This is a genomic window from Gudongella oleilytica (genome assembly GCF_004101785.1).
Classification (GTDB): Bacteria; Bacillota; Clostridia; order Tissierellales; family Tissierellaceae; genus Gudongella; species Gudongella oleilytica.
The window spans coordinates 2,180,585-2,201,657 of record NZ_CP035130.1 but is presented as its reverse complement, the minus strand read 5'-3'; the positions used below and the strand labels follow the sequence as shown (position 1 = coordinate 2,201,657).

Below are 21,073 nucleotides of genomic sequence, written 5' to 3'. Positions count from 1 at the left end.
AGATAAAAAAACCGATAATATATTGGGATTGGTGCTGTCTTAATTAGAAATACGAATAATGTGGGTGCTCTGGGGCTTTATACTGAGATGGTTGCGGAATCTGGCATGTTTTCAGTATTATGCTGCAATGCTTCCCCAGCAATGGCTCCATGGGGAGGTATGGAGCAATTCTTTGGCACTCAGCCTTTTTCTATTGGTATTTACACGGGGAATGATTTTGTTATTTCTGCTGATATGGCAACATCAGAGGTTGCTAGAGGGAAAATACGCCAGGCTGCAAGAGAAGGGAAGGAGATCCCTGATACTTGGGCTTTAGACATAGAAGGGAATCCTACTACAGATCCAATAGAGGCTATAAAGGGGGTCCTTCTTCCAATTGGTGGAGCTAAAGGCTCAGCAATAGCTCTTTCTATAGATATTCTTGCAGGTATGATATCAGGTTCAAATTATGCACCGAATGTCCGAGCTATCCATTATCCGGAGGGACAGGCAGGTATTGGTTGTTCACTAATTGCGATTGACATAGAGCATTTTATTTCATTGGATGAATTCAGAACCAAAATGAACGATTATATACAGAATATAAAGAGTATGAAAAAAGCGAATGGCTTTGATAAAATATCTCTTCCTGGTGAGAATAGCAAGCAAAGGGAGAAGCATTCCATGGAGAACGGCATTGAGCTTTCGGAGAAAGCGATAGAGTCCCTGGACAAGATTCTGGAGGGAATTGGTTCTAATAAGAGAATCATGATGAATAATAGCCAAAACTAGTAATGCAAGTATTGGGAGGGTTAGAATTGTTAAACGGTATTTACACGCCAGTAGTAACACCATTTGATATAGAAGAAAGAATCGATTACATAAAGATGGACCATAATCTTGATAAATGGGGTAAGACAGATCTTGACGGCATAGTGGTACTCGGATCAAACGGTGAATTTGTATATCTTAATGATGGAGAAAAAAAGGAACTTGTTAATCACGTTGTAAAGAATTTCAACAGGGAAAAGAAAATCATCGTTGGCGCGTCATGCGAATCCACTATAGAGACCATCAAAGACTGCGAGGAATACAGTAAAATCGGAGCTGATGCAGCTTTGGTATTGCCTCCTCATTATTATAAGGGAAGTATGAAAGAAAGTGTCTTACACAAGTACTTTGAAGATGTCGCTGATAGATCTCCGATACCATTGATGATTTACAATATGCCGGGAAACACTGGAATCAACTTATCTTCAAGCTTAGTTGCAAGTTTGAGTCGACATGAAAACATTGTCGGTATTAAGGATACATCAGGCAATATTGTTCAGATTTCTGAAATTGTCAGAGATACTGCTGAGGATTTTTCAGTATTTGCTGGTAACGCAGGGTATCTTTTACCTGCACTCAGTGTTGGCGCTAGGGGTGCAACGCTTGCACTGGCAAATGTACTACCTGAGGAGTGCTGTGATTTGGTATCTTTATTTAGGGATGGGAAATTAGATGAAGCAAGAGAATTACAGCTCAAATTGATTGAGATAAATTTTACTGTTACCGGAAAGCTTGGAGTTGCAGGCTTAAAATATGCAATGGACCTAATGGGATACATGGGAGGAGAAGTTAGGAGGCCTCTAATAAGACTCTCAACGGAAGATAGACAATATGTAGAAAAGCTGATTGCCCCCTTTAGAAGATAGTAAACGATGTAAAGCAGGATATGATTATTATCCTGCTTTACATCGTTTTACCCATAAAAGTTCCCATTCTTCTCCTTTAAATACTCAAGCTCTTCCGGTGTGGACTCCCTTCCAAGATCTTCATTTTGATAAGGGTACCTGCCAAATTTATCCAGAACCTTCCTGTGAAGCTTCTCAAAGTATAGGGTTCCTCCGCCATCCTCAAGCTCTTCAAAATATTTCATAGCCCAATCATGAAGTTTAGTTGATTCTGAGTGCATGAAGGGCAGCAGTATGAATTTCTTTTCATCCGGAGTCAGTTTGTGGTAATCGGGGTTACTAATGACCTCCTGCGAAAGTGCAATAGCCATCCTGTCCTGAGTGTATGTCCTGATATCGTTTCTGAAAAGGTTTCTTGAAAACTGATCCAGAACGATTATCTCAGCCAATCGCCCCCTTATATCTTTTCTCCATTCCACAAGTAATCCTTGCCTTGCAGCCTCCCAGGTCTCAAGGAACTCCGTCCTGATTTTTTCGTCAAATTCATTGTTCTCATCAAAATGGAGAGGCACATGCTCCTGGTCAAACCAAAACTTGAGGACATCCTCATAGGTTTTCACTGCCATATTATCAATCCTTTCTTAAATCATTTGTTTTTGTCTATATACCAGATAGGTATATATTGTAATCATAAACCTGCCAAGAATTAGCTTAAGCAAGTACTTGATTGTGAATGTCAATGAAGAAGTTGACCAATTGTATTTACTAGTTCAGCAATAGGTGATGTTCCAATTGTACAACTTACAGGGATTCCATCAAAACAATCAATAATCGGGGACAAATATATTTTCCCAGCAGGTATGTGAAATCCTGTGATATCTGTTAGCCAATTTATCATTATGATATTTTCTACTTTAATGACAAAATTGAGGATCAAATCATAAAGGAGGGAATCATTACAAGGGAGCTCATTCAAATAGCAGAAGGTAAAGAAACTGATAGACTATTCCTTCAATTTTAGCCTATTCTGGATGTTGAAAGCAACAGGATCAGCGGCTTCGAGGCCCTGGCAAGACTTAGAAGCAGAAAACTGGGCATGATATCACCCAATGAGTTCATACCTATCGCCGAGAGGAAGAAACTGATAATCCCGATAGGTGATCTGATAATCGATGGAGCTCTAAGGTTTCTTACAAAGCTAAGAGAAACTGGAAGGACCGATCTGACAGTATCTATTAATATCTCAACAATCCAGCTGTTAAAGCCTGATTTTGAGAAGAAGCTTTTAGCCTTGGTCAGGAATTTTAAAGTTGATCCCCAAAATATTGAAATTGAGGTAACAGAGTCAGTATTTGCAGCAAACCTCGAGGATATTAATGAAATCCTTGGAGATCTTAAGGCCAGTGGGATCAGTATTGCAATAGATGACTTCGGTACAGGCTATTCATCTCTTGCGAGGGAGATCGAGATCAATGCAAGCTGCCTTAAAATTGACAAGTACTTCATTGATAAGCTGTTGGAGATAGAGCCTCAAAACACATTGGTAAGCGATATAATGTCGATGGGACACAAGCTTGGCTATTATATAGTTGCTGAGGGCGTTGAGCATGGATCGCAGCTTGAATACCTGAAGACTAATGGGTGTGACAAAGCTCAGGGCTACTTTATATCAAAACCACTCGATGAAGATAAAGCAATAGATTCACTTATGAGAGAACCTGGCAGATGATGTCAGGATCTCTCATATATTGGGTATAGGCATACAGAATTTGCGAAATACTAAAATACATATGAATGGAGGAATAAAAATGAATGAGAGAAAGTTCAGTAATGATGAATTATCAAGAAGGCTCTATGAAGCAATGAAAAAAGGTGAACCTATGGAGATAATAAGCGGGCTGGATGGATCATTAACCGTTAAGGATGCATATGACATACAGCTGATGAACGTGGAAAGAGCTCTTGAGGATGGAGAGATAATCAGCGGAAAGAAAATTGGCCTTACCTCTAAACCTATGCAGGAGCTTTTCGGGATAGATGAACCAGACTATGGTCATCTGTATAAAAGCACCGAGGTTCCAAATGGCGGATCAATAAAAATTGAAACCTTAAACAAGCCTAAGGTTGAAGGCGAGATAGCATTTGTACTGAAGGATGATTTGAAAGGCCCAGGGGTAACTGTTGAGGATGTCTACAGAGCGACAGATTATATTTCAGCGTCGATCGAAATAGTTGATACCAGATACAGGGACTGGAAAATAAAGCTTGTTGATACAATTTCCGACAATGGCTCCAGTGTACTGTATCTGATGGGAGACAAAAGGTTTGGTGTTGATCAGATACATATTCCGGAAATTGAGATGACCCTTTATAAAAATGGGGAAGAGATAAATAATGGGACCGGGGCTGACGTTCTTGGTAATCCCGCAGAGGCTGTTGCATGGCTTGCAAATAAGCTGCAGGAGTTCGGAGTCCAGCTAAACAAAGGTGATGTAATTTTGTCGGGAGCTATCACTGCTGCGCCTGAAGCTACCGGGGGAGATGTATTCGAATGTGTATTCAGTGATCTTGGGAGTGTTAAGGTAACATTTGAATAGTAATAAAGGCTTCCGGAATTTCCCGGAAGCCTTTATTACTATTTTCCTAGCTTTAGCCTGACGATTTCCGAAAAAAACTCTGCTCCAGTCTCAAGAATAGAATCATTATAATCAAATACCGAATTGTGGAGAGGAACCATATTGTTTGGATCATTATTTTTAAGTCCGCCGACGAATACAAAGCAGCCAGGGACCTTATCCATAAAGCACCCAAAGTCTTCGGACACCATCATTGGGACACAGTCTGGGAAAGTCTTTTCCTCACCGACGATATTTTTGGCAGCCTGCAATGCAGTTTGTGTTTGCTCTGACCAGTTGATCGTAGGGGAGAACTCATGAGTATATTCGAAGTTACATTCAGCATCATTTGCCTGACAGATACCCATACATATCTTTCTCATCCTATCTTCGATAAGAGCCTGGATCTTAGGGCTGAAGCTCCTTGTGTCTCCCTTTATTATAACATTTGTGGGGATAGCATTGTGTATTCCATCTGTAAGGATCTCGGTACACGAGATTACTGCATTTTCAAGAGGGCTAACATTTCTGGAAACTATAGCCTGCAATGCCAGAATAATCTCTGCAGCAATTACAAGAGGATCATTTCCTAAATGAGGGCTCGATGCATGGCAACCTTTACCTTTGATTTTTATGACAAAGTTGTCCTCGCTCGCCATTATACCGCCAGATCTGGTATGTATGGTACCCTCTGGAAGATTAGGCATGTTGTGAAGGCCATATATCTCATCTATTGGAAATCGTTCAAAAAGCCCGTCATCGATCATAGCCAACGCTCCCTTTCCAGGCTCTTCGGCGGGCTGGAAAATAAGCCTTACTGTACCATTGAAGTTTCTTCTCTCAGACAAGAGCATTGCCGCTCCCAATAGAGTCGCTGCATGTCCGTCGTGACCGCAGGCGTGCATCCTGTTTGAAGTTTGAGATGCATATGGCAACTCCGCGGTTTCCTGCATCTGGATGCAGTCTATATCTGCCCTAAATCCTATAACTCCCTCGCCTTCCCCTACAGTTAAACTGGCAACGACACCAGTTTTACCAATCCCGGTATGTACGTCGTATCCCATTTTAACAAGCTCTTTCGCTATGAATTTTGAGGTTTCCACTTCTTCAAAGGCACTCTCCGGATGCATGTGAAGATAATGCCTCCATTCCTTAAGCTGAGTAATAAAAATGTCTCTATCCATAAGCAACCTCCTCGTTTGATTGACTAATATAATCATATACTTAAAGAACAGATAATGACAGCATAAATAAATAACTATATCAAATCAAGAATAAAAAACCCGACCTTGATGCTTCCAGGGTCGGGTTTTCTATGCTATTCTTGCTTCAGCTTTATTCAGTTTTTCATAGATAGTTTCAATTTCCTCATAGATATCTATCCAGTCTCTGACTCTGGTGATGCCTGGAAGCAGAGGAAGTCTGTTGTAGCTGCAGTCTACCAGTAAAACCTGGAAACCTTCAAGTGCCAGTTGGATTGCATTTTCGTATCTATCCTCTATAAAGATATCGCATTCAAGCTGTTTTGCTCTTTCTACCTTGTAGTGAGAACCGAGCATATGCAACTCAGCAAGAGGCAGCTCGTTCTTTACGAACCAGTTTTCAGTTGTTTTTTTGATCCATTGTTCCCTTGCAGTAACGTAGAAGATATTGTGCTGCTGATTTAGCTTCCAAAGTACTATTTCGGCATTCTCTCTTACCTCAGCTTTTGAGTGCAGTGTTTCTGCATAAAGATTATAAAATTCGTTATATGCCTCTCTGGATACTTTTAGAACCTCGTGAATATCGTATGTTGTTACCTGATAAGGCTTTATGTCTGTCCCAAAATGTCGATTTGCCATGTCCAGCCAGTAATAAGGCTCTGTTATTGTGCCATCGATATCGACGCAGATGTTAAGCTTCATAATAACACTCCTTTCATTTTTATGATTAGACTTTACCTTATACGTATTAACTTAAGGTTAAGAGTGTATAAGGTTTTGGTTAATTTTATCTTTATTTTGAACATGAAACTGTTTCAATCATTTTGATTACAAACGTTTTGCGTACGTCTTGAGACTGGCGAGGTATTCAGTAAGCTCATATATATTGTCAAATTTAGATTCCTTATAGTTATTTACAGCACAGGTGACCGTCATCAATGGAAATTCTTCCTCACAGCCCAAAATGATTTGGATCGGAAACGAAAAAACTATGAACCCCGGAAACCTTCTCATCCGGACGAACAGTGTCGGTATAAGAGCATATATGCTTGATATGGGTATTTGGTAAAGAGTAATTATTGATAGCATTCTTCTTTTGATTAATGGCTCTTATCCTCTTAATTATATCCTCGTATATCTCAAGGATCCTTTCTGCAGGTTTTTGAATGAAATAGTCTCGTCATTAGTTGATGCCCAAATAGTAACAAAATTAGGGGATATTTGTGTTTAAGTAGCGTTATAATACTGTAAAAATTATGTTAAATGTAGATTGAATATGAAGTTTTGAATTTTCTTAACAATAATTTAACACTGCCATGTCTCAATTTTAATACTGGTACAATAATATAGGTTTAATAGATTCACTACATTATAAGAAGTCTTAAAAGGTTAATAAATCATAGAACTGATAACGGGGTATAGACATTTCAACACAGCCAATAAAAGTGTTATTCGTATGTGTAAAAAACTCTTTTTGAAGCCAAATAGCCGAAGCGATCCTAAATACCAAGTATGGAGATGAGTTCATTGCTGAGAGCGCAGGACTTAATGCTTCAAGTATACATCCCCTGGCAATAGAGGTAATGAAAAGCCATGGAGTTGACATATCTGGAAATTCTGTCAACAATGTCTTCGACTATTATAAGGAAGGCAGGTTTTATACCAATGTGGTTACAGTATGTAGCGGAGAACAGGAAAAGGAGTGCCCAATATTTCCAGGTGTAAAAATGAGACTCAATTGGGGGCTGGAAAACCTTGAGGACTTTGAGGGCTCTGATGAAGAAAAAATTGATAAGGCTTACAAACTGGTTCAGGAAATTTAACGAAGAATTGATGATTTAGTTATGAAGATAAGGTCGAATTCAGAGAGGTCAACCAGTATTTAAGGAAATCAGAGGGTATATATACAGAAAGTTAGCAGATCAAATATTAACTGATCAATGAGGTGGAGACTATGTACGGGATCATAGATATTGGTGCAAACTCAATGAGACTAAGCATTTACAAATTCGAAAACAATGAAATATATCCTATGCTTACGAAAAAAATAACTGCTGGGTTGGCTGGCTATGTTAACGACGCTGGTTATATGACGACCAAGGGAATAGATAAGGCTGTGGGATACCTTAATGAATTTCGCAAAATACTGCGAAATGTTGACGTTAAGGATACCTATGTGTTTGCAACTGCATCTCTTAGAAATATAAAGAATACTGAAGAAGCGGCAAGAATTATTGAATCCAGAACAGGTTTAAACATCGAGGTTATATCCGGAGAGGAAGAAGCAACGTTAGATTACGTGGGAGCTTCCATGAAGCTGAACCTTGAGAATGGACTACTTATAGATATTGGTGGCGGCAGCACCGAACTTGTATTTTATATGAATGGGGAGATAAAGAGTGCACAGTCTCTGCCAGTGGGATCACTTAATATGCATAACAAGTACGTCGAAGACTTTTTGCCTACTAAGAATGAAATGATCAAGATTGAAAGGAAAGTTATTAAGGAGCTTGAAAAAGCTGTTAAAATTGGCATACCGGTAAATACGAGAATCATATGCGGAGTAGGCGGCACCGTAAGAGCAACCTGTAAACTAATGAATGAGATATATGATCTGCCAGAAAGCAACAGGAATATACCTGTTGAGGATATTGGCAAGATAATAGAGTATTATAAAGAAGACAGGTATGACTTCATTACCCAGATCATCAAGACTATACCGGACAGACTGCATACTATTTTACCTGGAATGATTATCCTCAACACTCTGGCTACACATTTTAAAAGCGAGACTATCAATGTGAGCGAGTTTGGAGTCAGAGAAGGATATTTATATAAGATGATAATGAGTAGGATTGAAGAAGATGTCAGATGAATTATTAACTAACCAAGACTACAGTTTCAAACAGAATAGGGATATCTCTTGGCTCAGATTCAACCGGAGAGTTCTCGAAGAAGCAGAGGATTCATATATACCGTTATTGGAGAGACTTAAGTTTGTGGCAATTTATGCAACAAATCTTGATGAGTTCTTTATGATAAGGGTGGGCAGCCTATATGATGAGCTTGCCTATGCCCCGACTGCAATAGACACTAAATCAGGCCTGACTCCTGGCGAGCAGTTAAGCAAGATATATGGCATGGTTGCTGAACTGAATAAGGATTATAACAAATGCTTTCTGAAAGTTGAGAGAGAGCTGAAGTCAAAATCAATTGAATCTCTTGATATAAGTGACTTGAATGAACAGGAACACAAATTTGTGAAGAAGTATTTCACTGACACAATTTATCCGCTTCTTTCACCTCAGATAGTGGATACACACCACCCATTTCCGCATCTTGCCAATAAGTCCATCTATGTGATGTGTATGCTTAAGCAAAAAAATAAAAAAATACTAGGCATAGTGCCGGTACCGGAAAGTATTCCACCATTACTTACAATGCCGGTAAGCTCTGTAAGATATATTCACACCGAGAAAATTATTTCAGAGTATCTGGGTTCTATCTTTGAGTCATATCAGATCGGTGAAAGAACGTGCTTGTCAGTAACCAGAAACGCAGATATATCATCCGATGAGGATATGTTCAGCGAAAACGTTGACTTCAGAAAAAGGATGAAAAAGCTGCTAAAGGAGAGGAAAAAACTTGCTGTTGTAAGGGTTGAAACCAGTGAAAAGTTAAGTGGTGAATTTACCGACTACATATGCAAGAGACTTGAAATTACGAATAATCAAATATATGTAATGGATGCTCCAATAAGGATGAACTATGTATATAGCCTTATCGGGCACCTGCCAAAAAGCATAAGCGAACCTTTGCTTTACAATCACTATGAGCCTGTGAATATTCAATCCCTGACTGATAAAAACATGTTTCAGATAGTTTCTAAAAAGGATATGCTTTTTCATTATCCTTATTTCAGCATTAAACCATTCCTAAGCCTTTTGAAGCAGGCAGCAAATGACCCCAATGTGATATCGATTAGAATTACCATTTACAGGCTGGCCTTAAAAGCCAATATAGTTGACTACCTGTGTTCTGCAGCAGAAAATGGAAAAGACGTAACTGTTATTATTGAGCTAAGAGCAAGATTCGACGAACAAAACAATATTGACTGGTCTGAAAAGCTCGAGGATGCTGGGTGCAAGATAATCTATGGCTTCGAGGAGTATAAAGTTCACTCAAAGGTTTGTCTTATAACATATAAGGACAAGGGTAAGATCAAATATGTGACTCAGATAGGAACAGGCAATTACAATGAAAAAACAGCTGAGCTTTACACAGATCTGTCTTTTATCACAGGAAATTATGAGATTGGAGAAGATGCAGCTGAGTTTTTTAAAAATATGTCCATAGGGAACCTGAATGGGAAGTATAAGCACCTCTTGGTTGCGCCATTCGGCTTAAAGGCTGGTATTTTGAGCCTCATAGATGAGGAGATAACAAAAGGAAAAGAAGGCAGGATAACTATAAAGGCGAATTCACTGACGGATATAGATGTAATTAACAAGCTATCGGAGGCTTCCATTGCGGGTGTCAGGATTTCTATGGTTATAAGAGGCATCTGTTGCATTCTGCCTGGCGTTGAAGGAAAAACAGACAATATCAAAGTGAAAAGTGTTGTTGGAAGGTTTTTGGAGCATTCAAGAATATATTCATTCGGATATGGAGATTCCCAGAAGATATTTATTTCTTCGGCAGATCTTATGACGAGAAATCTAAATAGACGAGTTGAGGTGGCGTGTCCGATATACGATCCTGAAATTAAGAATGAAATAAACAAGATGCTCGACATTATGCTTTATGATAATGTCAAGGCTCGGGTGATCGATTCGAAGGGAAGCTTCACAAGAATTCCCGATAACAGGATCTCCATTAACAGTCAAGAGCAGTTTATGATCCAGGCTATACAACAAAAGTATTCCAAGTCAAGGTATCAAATCAACAGATTTAGAGGATTAAAGGATTATGTGAGAAATAGCCTTGAAAGGTTGTTTGGATAAGTTAAGGAGAAACATGGGTAAAACGGAGGTAAGCCAATGGAAATTATTTTAGTCAGGCACGGTAAAGCTGAAGGGTTGAGAAAAGCATCTGAGGATATTAATAGAAGCCTGGTCGACAGGGGCATAGAGGACATTAAAAGATCAATGCCGGTTATAAAGAAGTGGCTGCAGGAAAAGGAAAATATAATTATCTGGTCAAGCCCGGCAGCAAGAGCTGACCAAACTGCAAGATTGATCGCTGACGACCTCGAAATAAGTGAGGTAAATCATTTTGACTTCCTTTGGAATGGAGACTTTAAGTCATTTACTAAGCAGTTAAAATCAGTTCCTGATAATACACAATTATTTGTAGTCGGTCACGAGCCTTACTTGAGTAAGTGGAGCAGGAAATTTTCAGAGGATGAACTAAACTTCAGGAAAGGGATGATGGCTGGCTATGAAGTAATTCAGGTCGAGCCGCTTTCAGCAACACTGAAGTGGACTCAGAAGCCAAGGCCAAGTAAGACAGAGCTTAATGAAAAGTCAAAACCTGAGCTTAAGGTATCAGAAATCAAGGCGATTTTGCATGAGATTATCTCAGACCTTGAGGAAATGTTGATCTCACAGGATGACGCCACCGATGATATGGAGTTCATACACCAGATCAGAGTAAGAATAAGACACCTTAAATCAATTTTTTCAATGATTAAAGGTTATCTGAATTCAGAAGACTACCGGATTTACCAGGACAAGCTGTCAGTAATGGCAAGAAAATTTTCTTATTTGAGGGAGCTTGACGTAGTCATTGACCAATGGGAAGCTCTTAGAAAGTCAAACCAATACATCCAACAGGAATCTGCTCTTTCCAGGGTGTTATGGGATGAGAGGGAAAATGAAAGGCTATCTGTAAGGGAGTATATTTCTGGCAAAGAAATGTTATATGGCCTCAAGGATATTTCAGAGTGGATCTCTGGCTGGAGCGAGGAACCAAATGATGATTCAAGGCTGTCAAGGAATGCTGTAAACAAGTATGAGGAATGGATTAGGGCAATAGATAATGGATTAAAAACGATCGACATGAATGAATTGAGTGAAATCCACGCTTTACGTCTTCTTATAAAAAAGGCGCGATATGTTCAGGTCAGGATCAAGTACTTCAGTAACCACAAAAAATGGAGTGCATCCAAGCTAAAGGATAAGCAGAATGACCTTGGAAAGCTTTGTGATATACTCAATAACGTATCACTGATCAGAAACCTCAATTCCTTTGAAGACCGAGATAGTCTGGAGTTTGAGAAGGGGTATCTGCTGGGGTATCAGGAATTTGAAAAACAAATGTTGGTGGAGAGGCATTCAGAGAAGTAGGATTTCAATTATTTAAGAGGATTGCAAGACCAGGATGGTTTATGCAATCCTCTTTATTTTATCCTCAAACATTATTGCACTTACAAAGGACGTCAAGGGAGAAACAAGGACCAGGCCGATACACCCAACAAATGTGTGGAGTATTTCCGCAGCAATCGGCTTGGAGTTAAGTATGTTCATAAGCGGTGTCCCTTGGGCCATATAAACCATCATGATGGTTATGTAGCTGCCCATGTAAGCTAAAAGAAGCGTTGTAGTCTGACTACCTACAACTGATCTGCCAATGTTGATGCCTGACAACAAAAGAGCTTTCCTAGTAATTTTGGGCTGATAAATGACTATTTCTTCAAGGGCTGAGGATATATCGATCGCTAAATCAAGTATTGCTCCAGAGCTTGCAAGATATATACCTGCCTGAAAGATAGAAGTCAGGTCCAGCCCGAGAAATCCGGAATACAAAAGGGATTCGGATCCTTCCATCACAGCTCCATGTATGTTGAATATATTCCCAAAAAATATTGCTAAAAGGCAAGTTGCAAGTGAGCTTGTAACTGAGCTAATGATTGCAGCATAGGCTTTTTTTGAAAATCCTGCCACAAGAAGCAGGGTCACTATTGTAAGTACATTACCAATTAATAGCGCAGTAAGAAGAGGATTAGCACCGTTTAGCATGGAGGGAATCAAAATTTTCCAAATACTGAGAATGGCAAAGGCGAATGAAAGCAGAGTTCGTATGCCTGTATAGCCCGAGAATAAAATTAATACTAATGCAAATACAACCACAAGTAAAATCTCCTTGTCTACCCTGAAATGATCGATCATATTTGCAAAGTTGATATTGCCTGACTCATCGAATCCAATTAGAACCCATGCCGTGTCGCCAGCCTGGAATATTTTGTCCTCTGATAATCTACCAGTCAGCATGTTGTTTGCCTGAACGAGCTCACCTCTTCTTGTGCCTGACAATATTTCAATCTGAGCACTCTGATCGCCCATCTTGAATATTCCTGAGGTATATATCCCGGCATCATTAACTGAGATAACCCTGGCTTTAACACCTTCAGTATATTTGTATTCCTGCTTTTGGAATCCTGTGGGGAGAAGCGCCAGAAGGAACAATACTATTAGCAGAACAGCTATAAATATAACTTCTTTCCTCTTAAATATTACCATTTTATAGCCCCTTTATATAAATCAAGGCTGGATAACCATCCAGCCTTGACAGTATAGTATGTTTTGTTTGGTTACTTTAATTTTGTTATTTGCACGAGCTTATCGTAAATTTCAGTATTGTCATAAGCACCATTGAACAGATGGGCATTGACACCAGTAGCATAAACCGGTACAGGAACTCCGGTGTGAGAATATGAAGTCCAACCAATACCAGCCTTACTGTTAAGAATATGAGTCAATGTAACAGATAGCGGAGTATATCCGCCGTATATCAGCGAGGTTTCTTCAAAACTCTTTTCAGTGGATCCTTCCTTCAGAGTTTCTTCCAATGCATCCTCAAGTCTTGACACTTCATAGTCTGAAAGCTCTAGAGTCATATAGGTTGATTTTTCAGCCTTCTTATCATTGATATCTCCGTCGACTAAATTAACCAAACCAAAGTTTTCTGTTATTACAGGCATGACTTCATCAAAAGTGAACACATCAGTATCTTTTTTTATCATATCACCAATCAATTTATCGAATTCAACATAAGACATTTTTTGGTTTTTTAGTATATCAAAGGCAGTATCATACCCTGTGGTTGCCTGGCCAATAGTCATTCCACCTGTTTCATGATCTCCAGTAACGATTATCAGGGTATCCTTTGGATGTTTTTTTGCAAAGTCGATAGCTACTTGAATTGCATCCTCAAACGCTATAACATCCCCGATGTTTGCCATTGCATCGTTGGCATGCCCTGCCCAGTCAATTTTCCCTGACTCAGTCATCATAAAGAAGCCTTTATTAGTATTGTATAAAACATCTATGCCCTTCTCAACGAAATCTGCCAGTGTCAGATCTCCAGCCTCTGTGTCGATAGCATAAGGCATTGCTCCTCCATCCTGAACCTTTGGTGTTACCGCATAAACCTTACCTGACTTATTGTTCAGTGCAAGGATATCCTCCTTGGTATTTACTATATTATAGCCTTTCTCCTTAAGAATACCATAAGCATCCGGTTTATCATTATCCTTACCAGTTGGCTGGCTTATTGTTCCGCCACCAAAGTAGTCAAAGCCAGAATCTGCCATTTGCATAGCTATGTCATAGTAGTCATTTCTTGAGGGAACATGCGCGTAATATGCTGCAGGTGTTGCATGATTGATCGTAACAGTGGAAATGATACCTATCTTCATGCCTTTTTCCTTCTTTAATCTCTCTGCAATGGTCATTGGAACATCATCCGGGTCAACATTTACAGGTTTGTTTCCTGATACAACTCCAACTGGCTTAAGGCCTAATGTTCCACTCCAGGTTTTAAAACCAGATGAAAGGGCAGTTGCTGTGGAAGCAGAATCAGGTGCAAAGGATGTTGCATCGTGAGTGGTTTGATATCCAACTGCTTCAAATTCCTGGAAGTTCATCTCATCAAGAGACATGTTATTGTGTTCGTTGTTTCCGCCGAAAATTTGAGCTGAATTTACCTGTACTGCAGACATCCCATCACCAATGAACATAAATATGTACTTGGGAGCTCTTTGTGTAACAAGTGTGCCTGCTACTGCTGCAGTTTGAACAAGTGCACTGTTTGCCTGTGGTGTTGCTGTGCAGCCTGCCGTAAAGGTGATGATCATTGCCAGAATTAGTACTGATGACAACAGTTTTTTCAACATTACAACCTCCTATTATTATTTATTTTGTTCGGACAATATCAATTTAGAACATTAATGTTAAATCCATATTAAGGTAAAGTAATGAAAGAGTTAACGTTATGTAAAATTGGCATTTATTATTTTGATTTAACTCAATAACCTCATTTTTCAACATTCTGCACTGGAATATGGTATCATTTAAGTAATCGGGAGGGATACTAATGGAACTGAAACCACTTTTTTTAGATATGAATCTTAGAAAAATAGTCTTGGTGGATAAAACCTCCAACAGCTACCACGCGAGAAGATACCTGACAGATAAGTATGGGATCCTCTTAAACACTTATATCATGACACTTGGTCAGTATATTTCCCAACTGACAGAGCGGGCTTTAAATGAGAAGAAACTGGAGCTGATTGACAGGGAGGATTCTCTGTACCTGATCGAGTCAATCATGAATGATGAAAAATCAGAATTCCAATACTTTAAAAGAGAAGTAATTTCACTTAATACATACACTGAAGTTCTGGCAACGATCCATGAGCTAAAGAAAACAGGGATCAGCTACGATAATTATGCTCTGCGAGGAAGGATAAAGGCAGAGGAATTTGCAAGAATATTCAGGCAGTATCATGCTGCCCTGACGCGCCTAAAAATGGTTGACGAGGCTGACCTTCTGAAGCTGCCTGCTGTTCCAGCTCCAAATTCCATACATTTAGTATTCGACAATGTTACATGGTTACCTTTGGAGAAGTCATTTTTTGAGAATTTATGCAGAGGTGATTTCAGGCTTATCGGCCTTCCAAAACCAGGCTGCATCCAAAGGCCATCAAATTACACCTATCTCAGTGAGAATGTGGTAGTGGACAATGGCTATCTTATAAACACCTTTTGCGACGGAAGAACACCAAATAATCTTAGGATAACCAGGGCATACGGGCAATCAAACGAGATAAACGGGATATTTAGAGATATACTCTTAAGAGGGCTCCGGTTTGACCAATGTATGGTTCTCTACACTGGGGGCGAATATGTTGACTATATAAGAAATGCTGCGGATTATTACGGTATTCCTGTTACTATCCAGGAAGGACTGAAACTTGAGGACACCAAGCCTTTCTACCTTGTCTCCCAGTTGATTTGGTATGCAGCCAAGGGATTCATTACAGAGGATATTAAGCCAATTTTTCATTCAGCTGTCCTGAGACTCGAGATCCTTGACTACAAGGGTGAAAGGGTTGCTGATTCTAAGCTATATGAATATATTAGAGCACTAAGAGTGCACAGCGGGGCTGTAAGGCTTCTGAATAAGCTTGACTCACATGTCAGAGACTGCGATGAAATCTCCAGGAAGATGATCGAGGGACCTTCAAAAGACAAGTATCTTAAGTCAATAGCCATAGGCAAGGGACTTATGCACTTCGTTGAAGATCTGGCAAGGTTGGAGGATATTAGCTCCGGAACGGATGAGTGGTTAAAATCATTGTTGGATATTATGGTCAAATATGCTTCAACTCCGGAGGATGATAAAGAGGAGGGTGGTAAGGACAAAAGAGCCCTCGAGGCAATTAGAAATACTATAGAAAGGTACCTGGAGGGGCCCTGCAGCTACAGAAGCGTCAGCGCAAAGTGGCTCTATGAGCTACAGCAAAGACTTAAAGGTTCAAGTAAAGACCTTTCAACACCGGAACCGGGGAAGCTGCATGCTGCAAGATTTTCAAACACCATGCTGATCTCCAGGCCATATGTGTTTGTGGTGGGGCTTGATGCCGGACATTTCCCTGAGAGGAGGTCAGAATCAACTATCCTGAGTGATGTCGACAGAAAAGGGCTAAGCAAGGATCTGGTATTGGAACAGAGAAAGACCGATTCCACATACAAGCTTCTTGAGGTCCTCGGGGGCTTTAAAGGCGAGGTAAATTTCATATACAGTTATTATGATACCGTCAAGGTAAAGGAGACAAATCCATCCTCATTTATACAGGAAATGCTTGGAAGAGATGGCGTTCCCAAATCAGAGTATTCATTCCTGCCGGGATCGATTGAGAGTGCACTGACTCCCATGGAGGATCTGATGCTCGATCCATCGGAGCTTCTCCATAAGGGAGAAGATATAGGCAATAAGGCCACAGGAACGGTGAAGGATTTCATTTCCGGCCATATATTCTCAGCCTCTCAGATAGAAATGATGGCTAAATGCAGAAGGATGTTCTACTACAAATATGTTCTTGACATACCAGAAGATACTGAGGAGGTCCCAGGGCACATAGGCTGGCTCAATCCTGCCGACAGGGGTTCATTGCTCCATTCAATCCTTGAAAGAGTCGTAAGTGAGACAAAGGGATCTGAACAGCCTGATTTGATGATCGAGAGAATCTGTAACGAAGAGTTCAGGGAAATGGATAAACGAGTACCCTGCGTAGTCAGACATCATTATGATATCATGCTTAAAACATTCCAGCGGGCTGCCTTAAGATATGGAAGATACTATCTTTCAATGATAACCTCAGGAGAAGTATTATCATCCGAAACAGAGAAGGATTTCATTGTTCCTGTGGAAATCATGTTTTTGAATGAGGAAGAAAAACGCAGCAGGACAATAATTTTGAGGGGGATAATAGACAGGGTCGATATAAACCGTGATGGCACAATAACAATAGTTGATTATAAATCCGGCAAGCCTTTTGAAGACAACTCTGCCAACAGGGAGAAGCTGCAGGATTACTTGTATACCCTGGCCGCACGGGAGATATATAGGGGCAGGGAGGTAAAGGAAGCCAGATACGAATTTCCTCTTGAGGAAGCAGAGGGTATTTATTGGGCTATGGATGGAGCCAAGCTTGATGCTCTTACCAATGAAAAGGCAAGGATAATCCTTGCTGCCATTGAAGATGTTTCCAGGGGATGCTTCAGGAGGGCAGAGGATTCAAAGCATTGTACCTATTGCAGTTTTTATCTGCATTGCAGACCACACATCAATGGAGGTGACGAGTCATGGATGTAGAAGTATCTCTAAGGGAAAGAATCCTGACGGATTTTAATACCAATTTCATGGTCGAAGCTGGTGCAGGTGCAGGGAAGACAACACTGGTCATAGACAGAATACTAAACCAGATCACTGCGCCATCAAAGGATGGAGCTCCGTTGAAGCTTGAGGATATTGCAGCGATAACCTTTACTGAGAAGGCGGCCAATGAGCTGAAGCTGAGGATCTCATCCGGAATCAGAAAAAGGATTGAAAATGAAACATCTAAGGAGAAGATACAACTGCTGGATAGAGCAAAGCTTTCAATTGATGATCAGTTCGTTGGGACCATCCATTCATTTTGTCAGGAGTTGTTGAGGAGTAATGCGTTTGAGGCAGGATTGGGCCTTGATTATAAGGTTATAGATCAGGATGAGGATGCACAGGTCAGAGAACTCGTATGGCAGAGATACATTTTGGAGAATCAGGCGGGACTATCAGGAATGATGAGCAGGATGGATGAGCTCGGTATATCGACCGAGGAAGCCAAAGCCGTCTTCGACACGATTTCAAGGCATGAGTATTCAATCATAGAGTTCGATCCAAAGGCCTGGGAAGATGATCCACCATATCTGGAGCTTATGGAGATGTTAAATCCACTGACTGAGATTTTTCATTATGGTCCGGATGGAGAGCTTGAGACAAAGTTTGGTGAGCCGATGGATAAGGTGCTAAACTCTCCTGAGAGAAAGGCTTTCATTCCATATTACAGGAATCAAACCGGGAAGGGAGCTGTTGCACTGGCTAAAGCCCTTTTATCAAAATATGATGCAGAGGGGACCATCTTCTCTAAGAGCTATGCAAAGAAAGGCCTGTGTCTTGGTGTGCTTGAAGGACTTGATTTTGAAGGTATGAAAACACTATGTGAATCCTACTATATTTATACGTATGATGTGATCATGTCCATAGTCTACCCTGCAATCAAGGAATACACCCGGTATAAGAGGGAGATAATGGCTGTGAGTTTTGACGATCTGCTAATACTCACAAGGAATTTACTAAGAGATTCCAAGGAGGCAAGAGAGCGGACCAGAGAAAGGTACAAGTGCTTGTATATTGATGAATACCAGGATACTGATTCCATCCAGTCGGAAATAATGTTCTACTTAAATGGTGACGACTCCGATGAAGGTGCCTCCTGGAGTGAAAGAAAGCTAATCCCTGGCTCCACGTTTATTGTCGGAGATCCAAAGCAGTCTATTTACAGATTCAGGGGAGCAGATATTACACAATACAACAAAGTGAAGACAATTTTCGAGGCAGCTCCTGGATGTGAGGTGGTCGTCCTTAAGAAAAATTTCAGGACGCAATCAGGGATTGTCCACTGGGTCGAGAATGTTTTCAAGCTTCCGGAGGGAAGCAAGGACGAGCTTGTGGATAGCGGGTTTGGAGCTTCACGATTCCTGTTTAATGATCCTGCATCGTGGCAAGCATCTTTCTATGGAATGGATGCTCAAAGAATCGACTCTGATTCTCACGGCGAAAAAATAATTAAGGGAGTATATTCATTCCTTGCCGGACCTCTGGAAAGAGTTGATGAATACAGAAGAAGTGAAGCTGTTTGGGTATCAGGTCTTATAAAAAAGCTTGTAGTGGAGAATTATTTATTGCAGACCTTTGACGTTTCAACCGGGACAATGGAGACCAGACCGATACAATATGGAGACTTTCTAATACTACTCTACAACACAAAGGGAATGATGGACTATATCTCAGCTCTTAAGGATACGAATATACCTGTATCCTATGCAGGTAAGCTAAAGCTTGGAAATATTGATGAGATAGCTAACTTTATAGACATGGCTGAGTATCTTGCAGATCCAGGGAATGAATCGATGCTCTGCAATGTTCTCATCAATTGTTATGGGCTGAAGAACCTTGAGGAGTGGAAAAGAGTAGAGAATAACGGGGATGTAATGACTATTGAGCTGACCTCATTTTTGGAAATGGAAAACCCTGAGGATGTGCCATTCCCACTGAGAGAAGCAATGCAAAGCATTAGAGAGCTTGCTTTATTAAAGGATTCCCTGAGCCCAATAGCATTCATGAGAAGACTGCTGGATGAGTATGAAAGATTGTACCTTGGCAGGTATAACGAGATACTTGTAAGGTCCGTGGCGGGTACCCTCCACTTTTTAATAGAAAAGCTTTCCACAAAAAACCTGGCAAGCTTTCAAATGGCTGCTGAAGAGTTGACACTTCTAAAGGATATTGATACAGACAGAGAGATGATGCTGGAGGACAGAGGTACCAATGGAGATTTTGGTTATGTAAGAATAATGAATCTTCATAAAGCTAAGGGTCTGGAAGCCCCGATAGTAATACTTGCCACTGGAGGCATTGATTACAGCCATTCTGCTTCTTTAGCGATAAGGAATTCCGACAAGGGGAAAATTGTGGACATTAAGCTCTCAAAGGGAAATGGGGTGCTTGGATATAGCAGAAACTGGCTCAAGGTTGAGCCAGATGAGGAAAAAAACCTTAAGGCTGAAGCCTTGAGGCTCCACTATGTTGCAACAACAAGGCCGATCAATGCGTTAATAATTAGTGCCTGGAGCAAGAATAACTGGAGGAGATACAAGGAATTTCCTTCCAAGGAAATACCTGTTGATTTCCCAGTAGAATATATCGGAGCAGGGGAACTATACCCACTTAAGTATGATAAAGTCGAGGAAAGGAAGAAAAGACTTAATCATAAGAGGGCTTCATTGACAAGGATATCAGCAAAGCAAAGCTACCTTGAGATAAGACCGAGTAAGCTTAAGGAATTTCGGGGAATTGAACGGGGTTATGAGGCTGGACGCGGAACCATGGAGATTCCTTCAGGAGAGAATTGGGGTACGCTTATCCACAGGGTTTTTGAGCTTTATTTTACCTATGTATCGGTATCTGATAAGAGCATAAACCTTGATATCGAGTCCAAGTTGATAGACATAGCTATAGATGAGTTGAGGGAAGTTGAAGACTTCAGCGGTTATAGGAGAGCTATCACTAATATACTGAGAAGCTTTATATCCAATCATGATATTGCAAGGATTACATCGTCAGCCAAGCTTATTCCGGAGCTCCGTTTCGATCTTGTAAGACAAACTGGGGAAGAGCCGGAGTATATTACTGGCATTATCGACCTTCTCGCTTATACGGAGGAGGGAGTATATCTGATGGATTATAAAACCAATGTTCCGCACACAGATGATGGGGAGGAATTCATAGGTCACATGATAGAAACATATAAGCCTCAAATAGACCTCTACAGAGAATTTTTGGCAGACAACCTGGGCAAGAGAGTACTTGGATCATATCTCTATCTTACGTCACTGGACAGAGTTGTCGATGTCAGTCAATAATTCAGCTGATAACTAAAGCATCGTAAACAAGGAACCAAATCAGAATCTTCGAACATATAGAGAGTTGATAATGT

General features: G+C 40.4%; 15 protein-coding genes and 1 pseudogene. 10 read left to right on the top strand and 6 right to left on the bottom strand.

Going from position 1 to position 21,073, the window contains the following annotated elements; all coding sequences use genetic code 11:
• Positions 1–21: 21 nt before the first annotated feature.
• On the top strand, positions 22–771 hold the full coding sequence (locus tag EC328_RS10625; RefSeq protein WP_128426765.1) for an Ldh family oxidoreductase: 750 nt from the start codon (positions 22–24) through the stop codon (positions 769–771).
• A gap of 26 nt (positions 772–797) precedes the next feature.
• Positions 798–1,676: a dihydrodipicolinate synthase family protein gene (locus EC328_RS10620; RefSeq protein ID WP_206363865.1), complete on the top strand. Its 879-nt coding sequence runs from the start codon at positions 798–800 to the stop codon at positions 1,674–1,676.
• A gap of 47 nt (positions 1,677–1,723) precedes the next feature.
• Here the strand turns inward: EC328_RS10620 and EC328_RS10615 are convergent, their stop codons facing one another.
• Together EC328_RS10615 and EC328_RS11950 are read right to left on the bottom strand one after the other, a co-directional pair.
• Positions 1,724–2,281 carry a DUF924 family protein gene (locus EC328_RS10615; RefSeq protein ID WP_128426763.1) on the bottom strand — a complete coding sequence of 186 codons (558 nt, stop codon included), beginning with the start codon at positions 2,279–2,281 and terminating at the stop codon, positions 1,724–1,726.
• A 128-nt stretch (positions 2,282–2,409) separates the two neighbouring features.
• Positions 2,410–2,544, bottom strand: a pseudogene (locus EC328_RS11950) (IS3 family transposase); the annotation flags it as partial.
• Between the two features lie 135 nt (positions 2,545–2,679).
• On the opposite strand from EC328_RS11950, the gene EC328_RS10605 reads away from it, so the two are divergent.
• Together EC328_RS10605 and EC328_RS10600 are read left to right on the top strand one after the other, a co-directional pair.
• The gene (locus EC328_RS10605) at positions 2,680–3,384 is read left to right on the top strand and encodes an EAL domain-containing protein (protein WP_128426761.1); all 705 of its coding nucleotides are present in this window, start codon (positions 2,680–2,682) and stop codon (positions 3,382–3,384) included.
• Between the two features lie 79 nt (positions 3,385–3,463).
• Positions 3,464–4,252, top strand: coding sequence for a 2-keto-4-pentenoate hydratase (locus EC328_RS10600; protein WP_128426760.1), 789 nt, complete (start codon positions 3,464–3,466; stop codon positions 4,250–4,252).
• Positions 4,253–4,290: 38 nt separating this feature from the next.
• Here the strand turns inward: EC328_RS10600 and EC328_RS10595 are convergent, their stop codons facing one another.
• Positions 4,291–5,454: a M20 aminoacylase family protein gene (locus EC328_RS10595; RefSeq protein ID WP_128426759.1), complete on the bottom strand. Its 1,164-nt coding sequence runs from the start codon at positions 5,452–5,454 to the stop codon at positions 4,291–4,293.
• Positions 5,455–5,583: 129 nt separating this feature from the next.
• Positions 5,584–6,174, bottom strand: coding sequence for a 5' nucleotidase, NT5C type (locus EC328_RS10590; protein WP_206363864.1), 591 nt, complete (start codon positions 6,172–6,174; stop codon positions 5,584–5,586).
• 782 nt (positions 6,175–6,956) lie between these two features.
• Here EC328_RS10590 and EC328_RS10585 point away from each other — a divergent pair.
• The 4 genes from EC328_RS10585 (at position 6,957) to EC328_RS10570 (ending at position 11,819) form a co-directional block, all read left to right on the top strand.
• Entirely contained in the window at positions 6,957–7,295 is a 339-nt protein-coding gene (locus tag EC328_RS10585; protein ID WP_128426757.1) for an arsenate reductase/protein-tyrosine-phosphatase family protein, read from the top strand.
• Positions 7,296–7,426: 131 nt separating this feature from the next.
• Positions 7,427–8,347 carry a Ppx/GppA phosphatase family protein gene (locus EC328_RS10580; protein WP_128426756.1) on the top strand — a complete coding sequence of 307 codons (921 nt, stop codon included), beginning with the start codon at positions 7,427–7,429 and terminating at the stop codon, positions 8,345–8,347.
• Complete coding sequence (gene ppk1 / locus EC328_RS10575; RefSeq protein ID WP_128427059.1) at positions 8,337–10,475, top strand: polyphosphate kinase 1; 2,139 nt, start codon at positions 8,337–8,339, stop codon at positions 10,473–10,475. Before EC328_RS10580 ends, ppk1 begins: the two co-directional genes overlap by 11 nt.
• A 36-nt stretch (positions 10,476–10,511) precedes the next feature.
• Entirely contained in the window at positions 10,512–11,819 is a 1,308-nt protein-coding gene (locus EC328_RS10570; protein WP_128426755.1) for a CHAD domain-containing protein, read from the top strand.
• 39 nt (positions 11,820–11,858) lie between these two features.
• Here EC328_RS10570 and EC328_RS10565 read toward each other — a convergent pair whose 3' ends face one another.
• Complete coding sequence (locus EC328_RS10565; RefSeq protein WP_128426754.1) at positions 11,859–12,992, bottom strand: YibE/F family protein; 1,134 nt, start codon at positions 12,990–12,992, stop codon at positions 11,859–11,861.
• A gap of 71 nt (positions 12,993–13,063) precedes the next feature.
• Positions 13,064–14,647: an alkaline phosphatase gene (locus EC328_RS10560; protein ID WP_128426753.1), complete on the bottom strand. Its 1,584-nt coding sequence runs from the start codon at positions 14,645–14,647 to the stop codon at positions 13,064–13,066.
• 200 nt (positions 14,648–14,847) lie between these two features.
• Between EC328_RS10560 and EC328_RS10555 the strand changes: the two genes are divergently transcribed.
• Positions 14,848–17,631: a PD-(D/E)XK nuclease family protein gene (locus EC328_RS10555; protein ID WP_128426752.1), complete on the top strand. Its 2,784-nt coding sequence runs from the start codon at positions 14,848–14,850 to the stop codon at positions 17,629–17,631.
• Positions 17,622–20,999, top strand: a complete 3,378-nt coding sequence (locus tag EC328_RS10550) for a UvrD-helicase domain-containing protein (protein WP_128426751.1) — start codon at positions 17,622–17,624, stop codon at positions 20,997–20,999. The genes EC328_RS10555 and EC328_RS10550 overlap by 10 nt, the downstream gene beginning before the upstream one ends.
• The last annotated feature ends 74 nt before the right edge of the window (positions 21,000–21,073 follow it).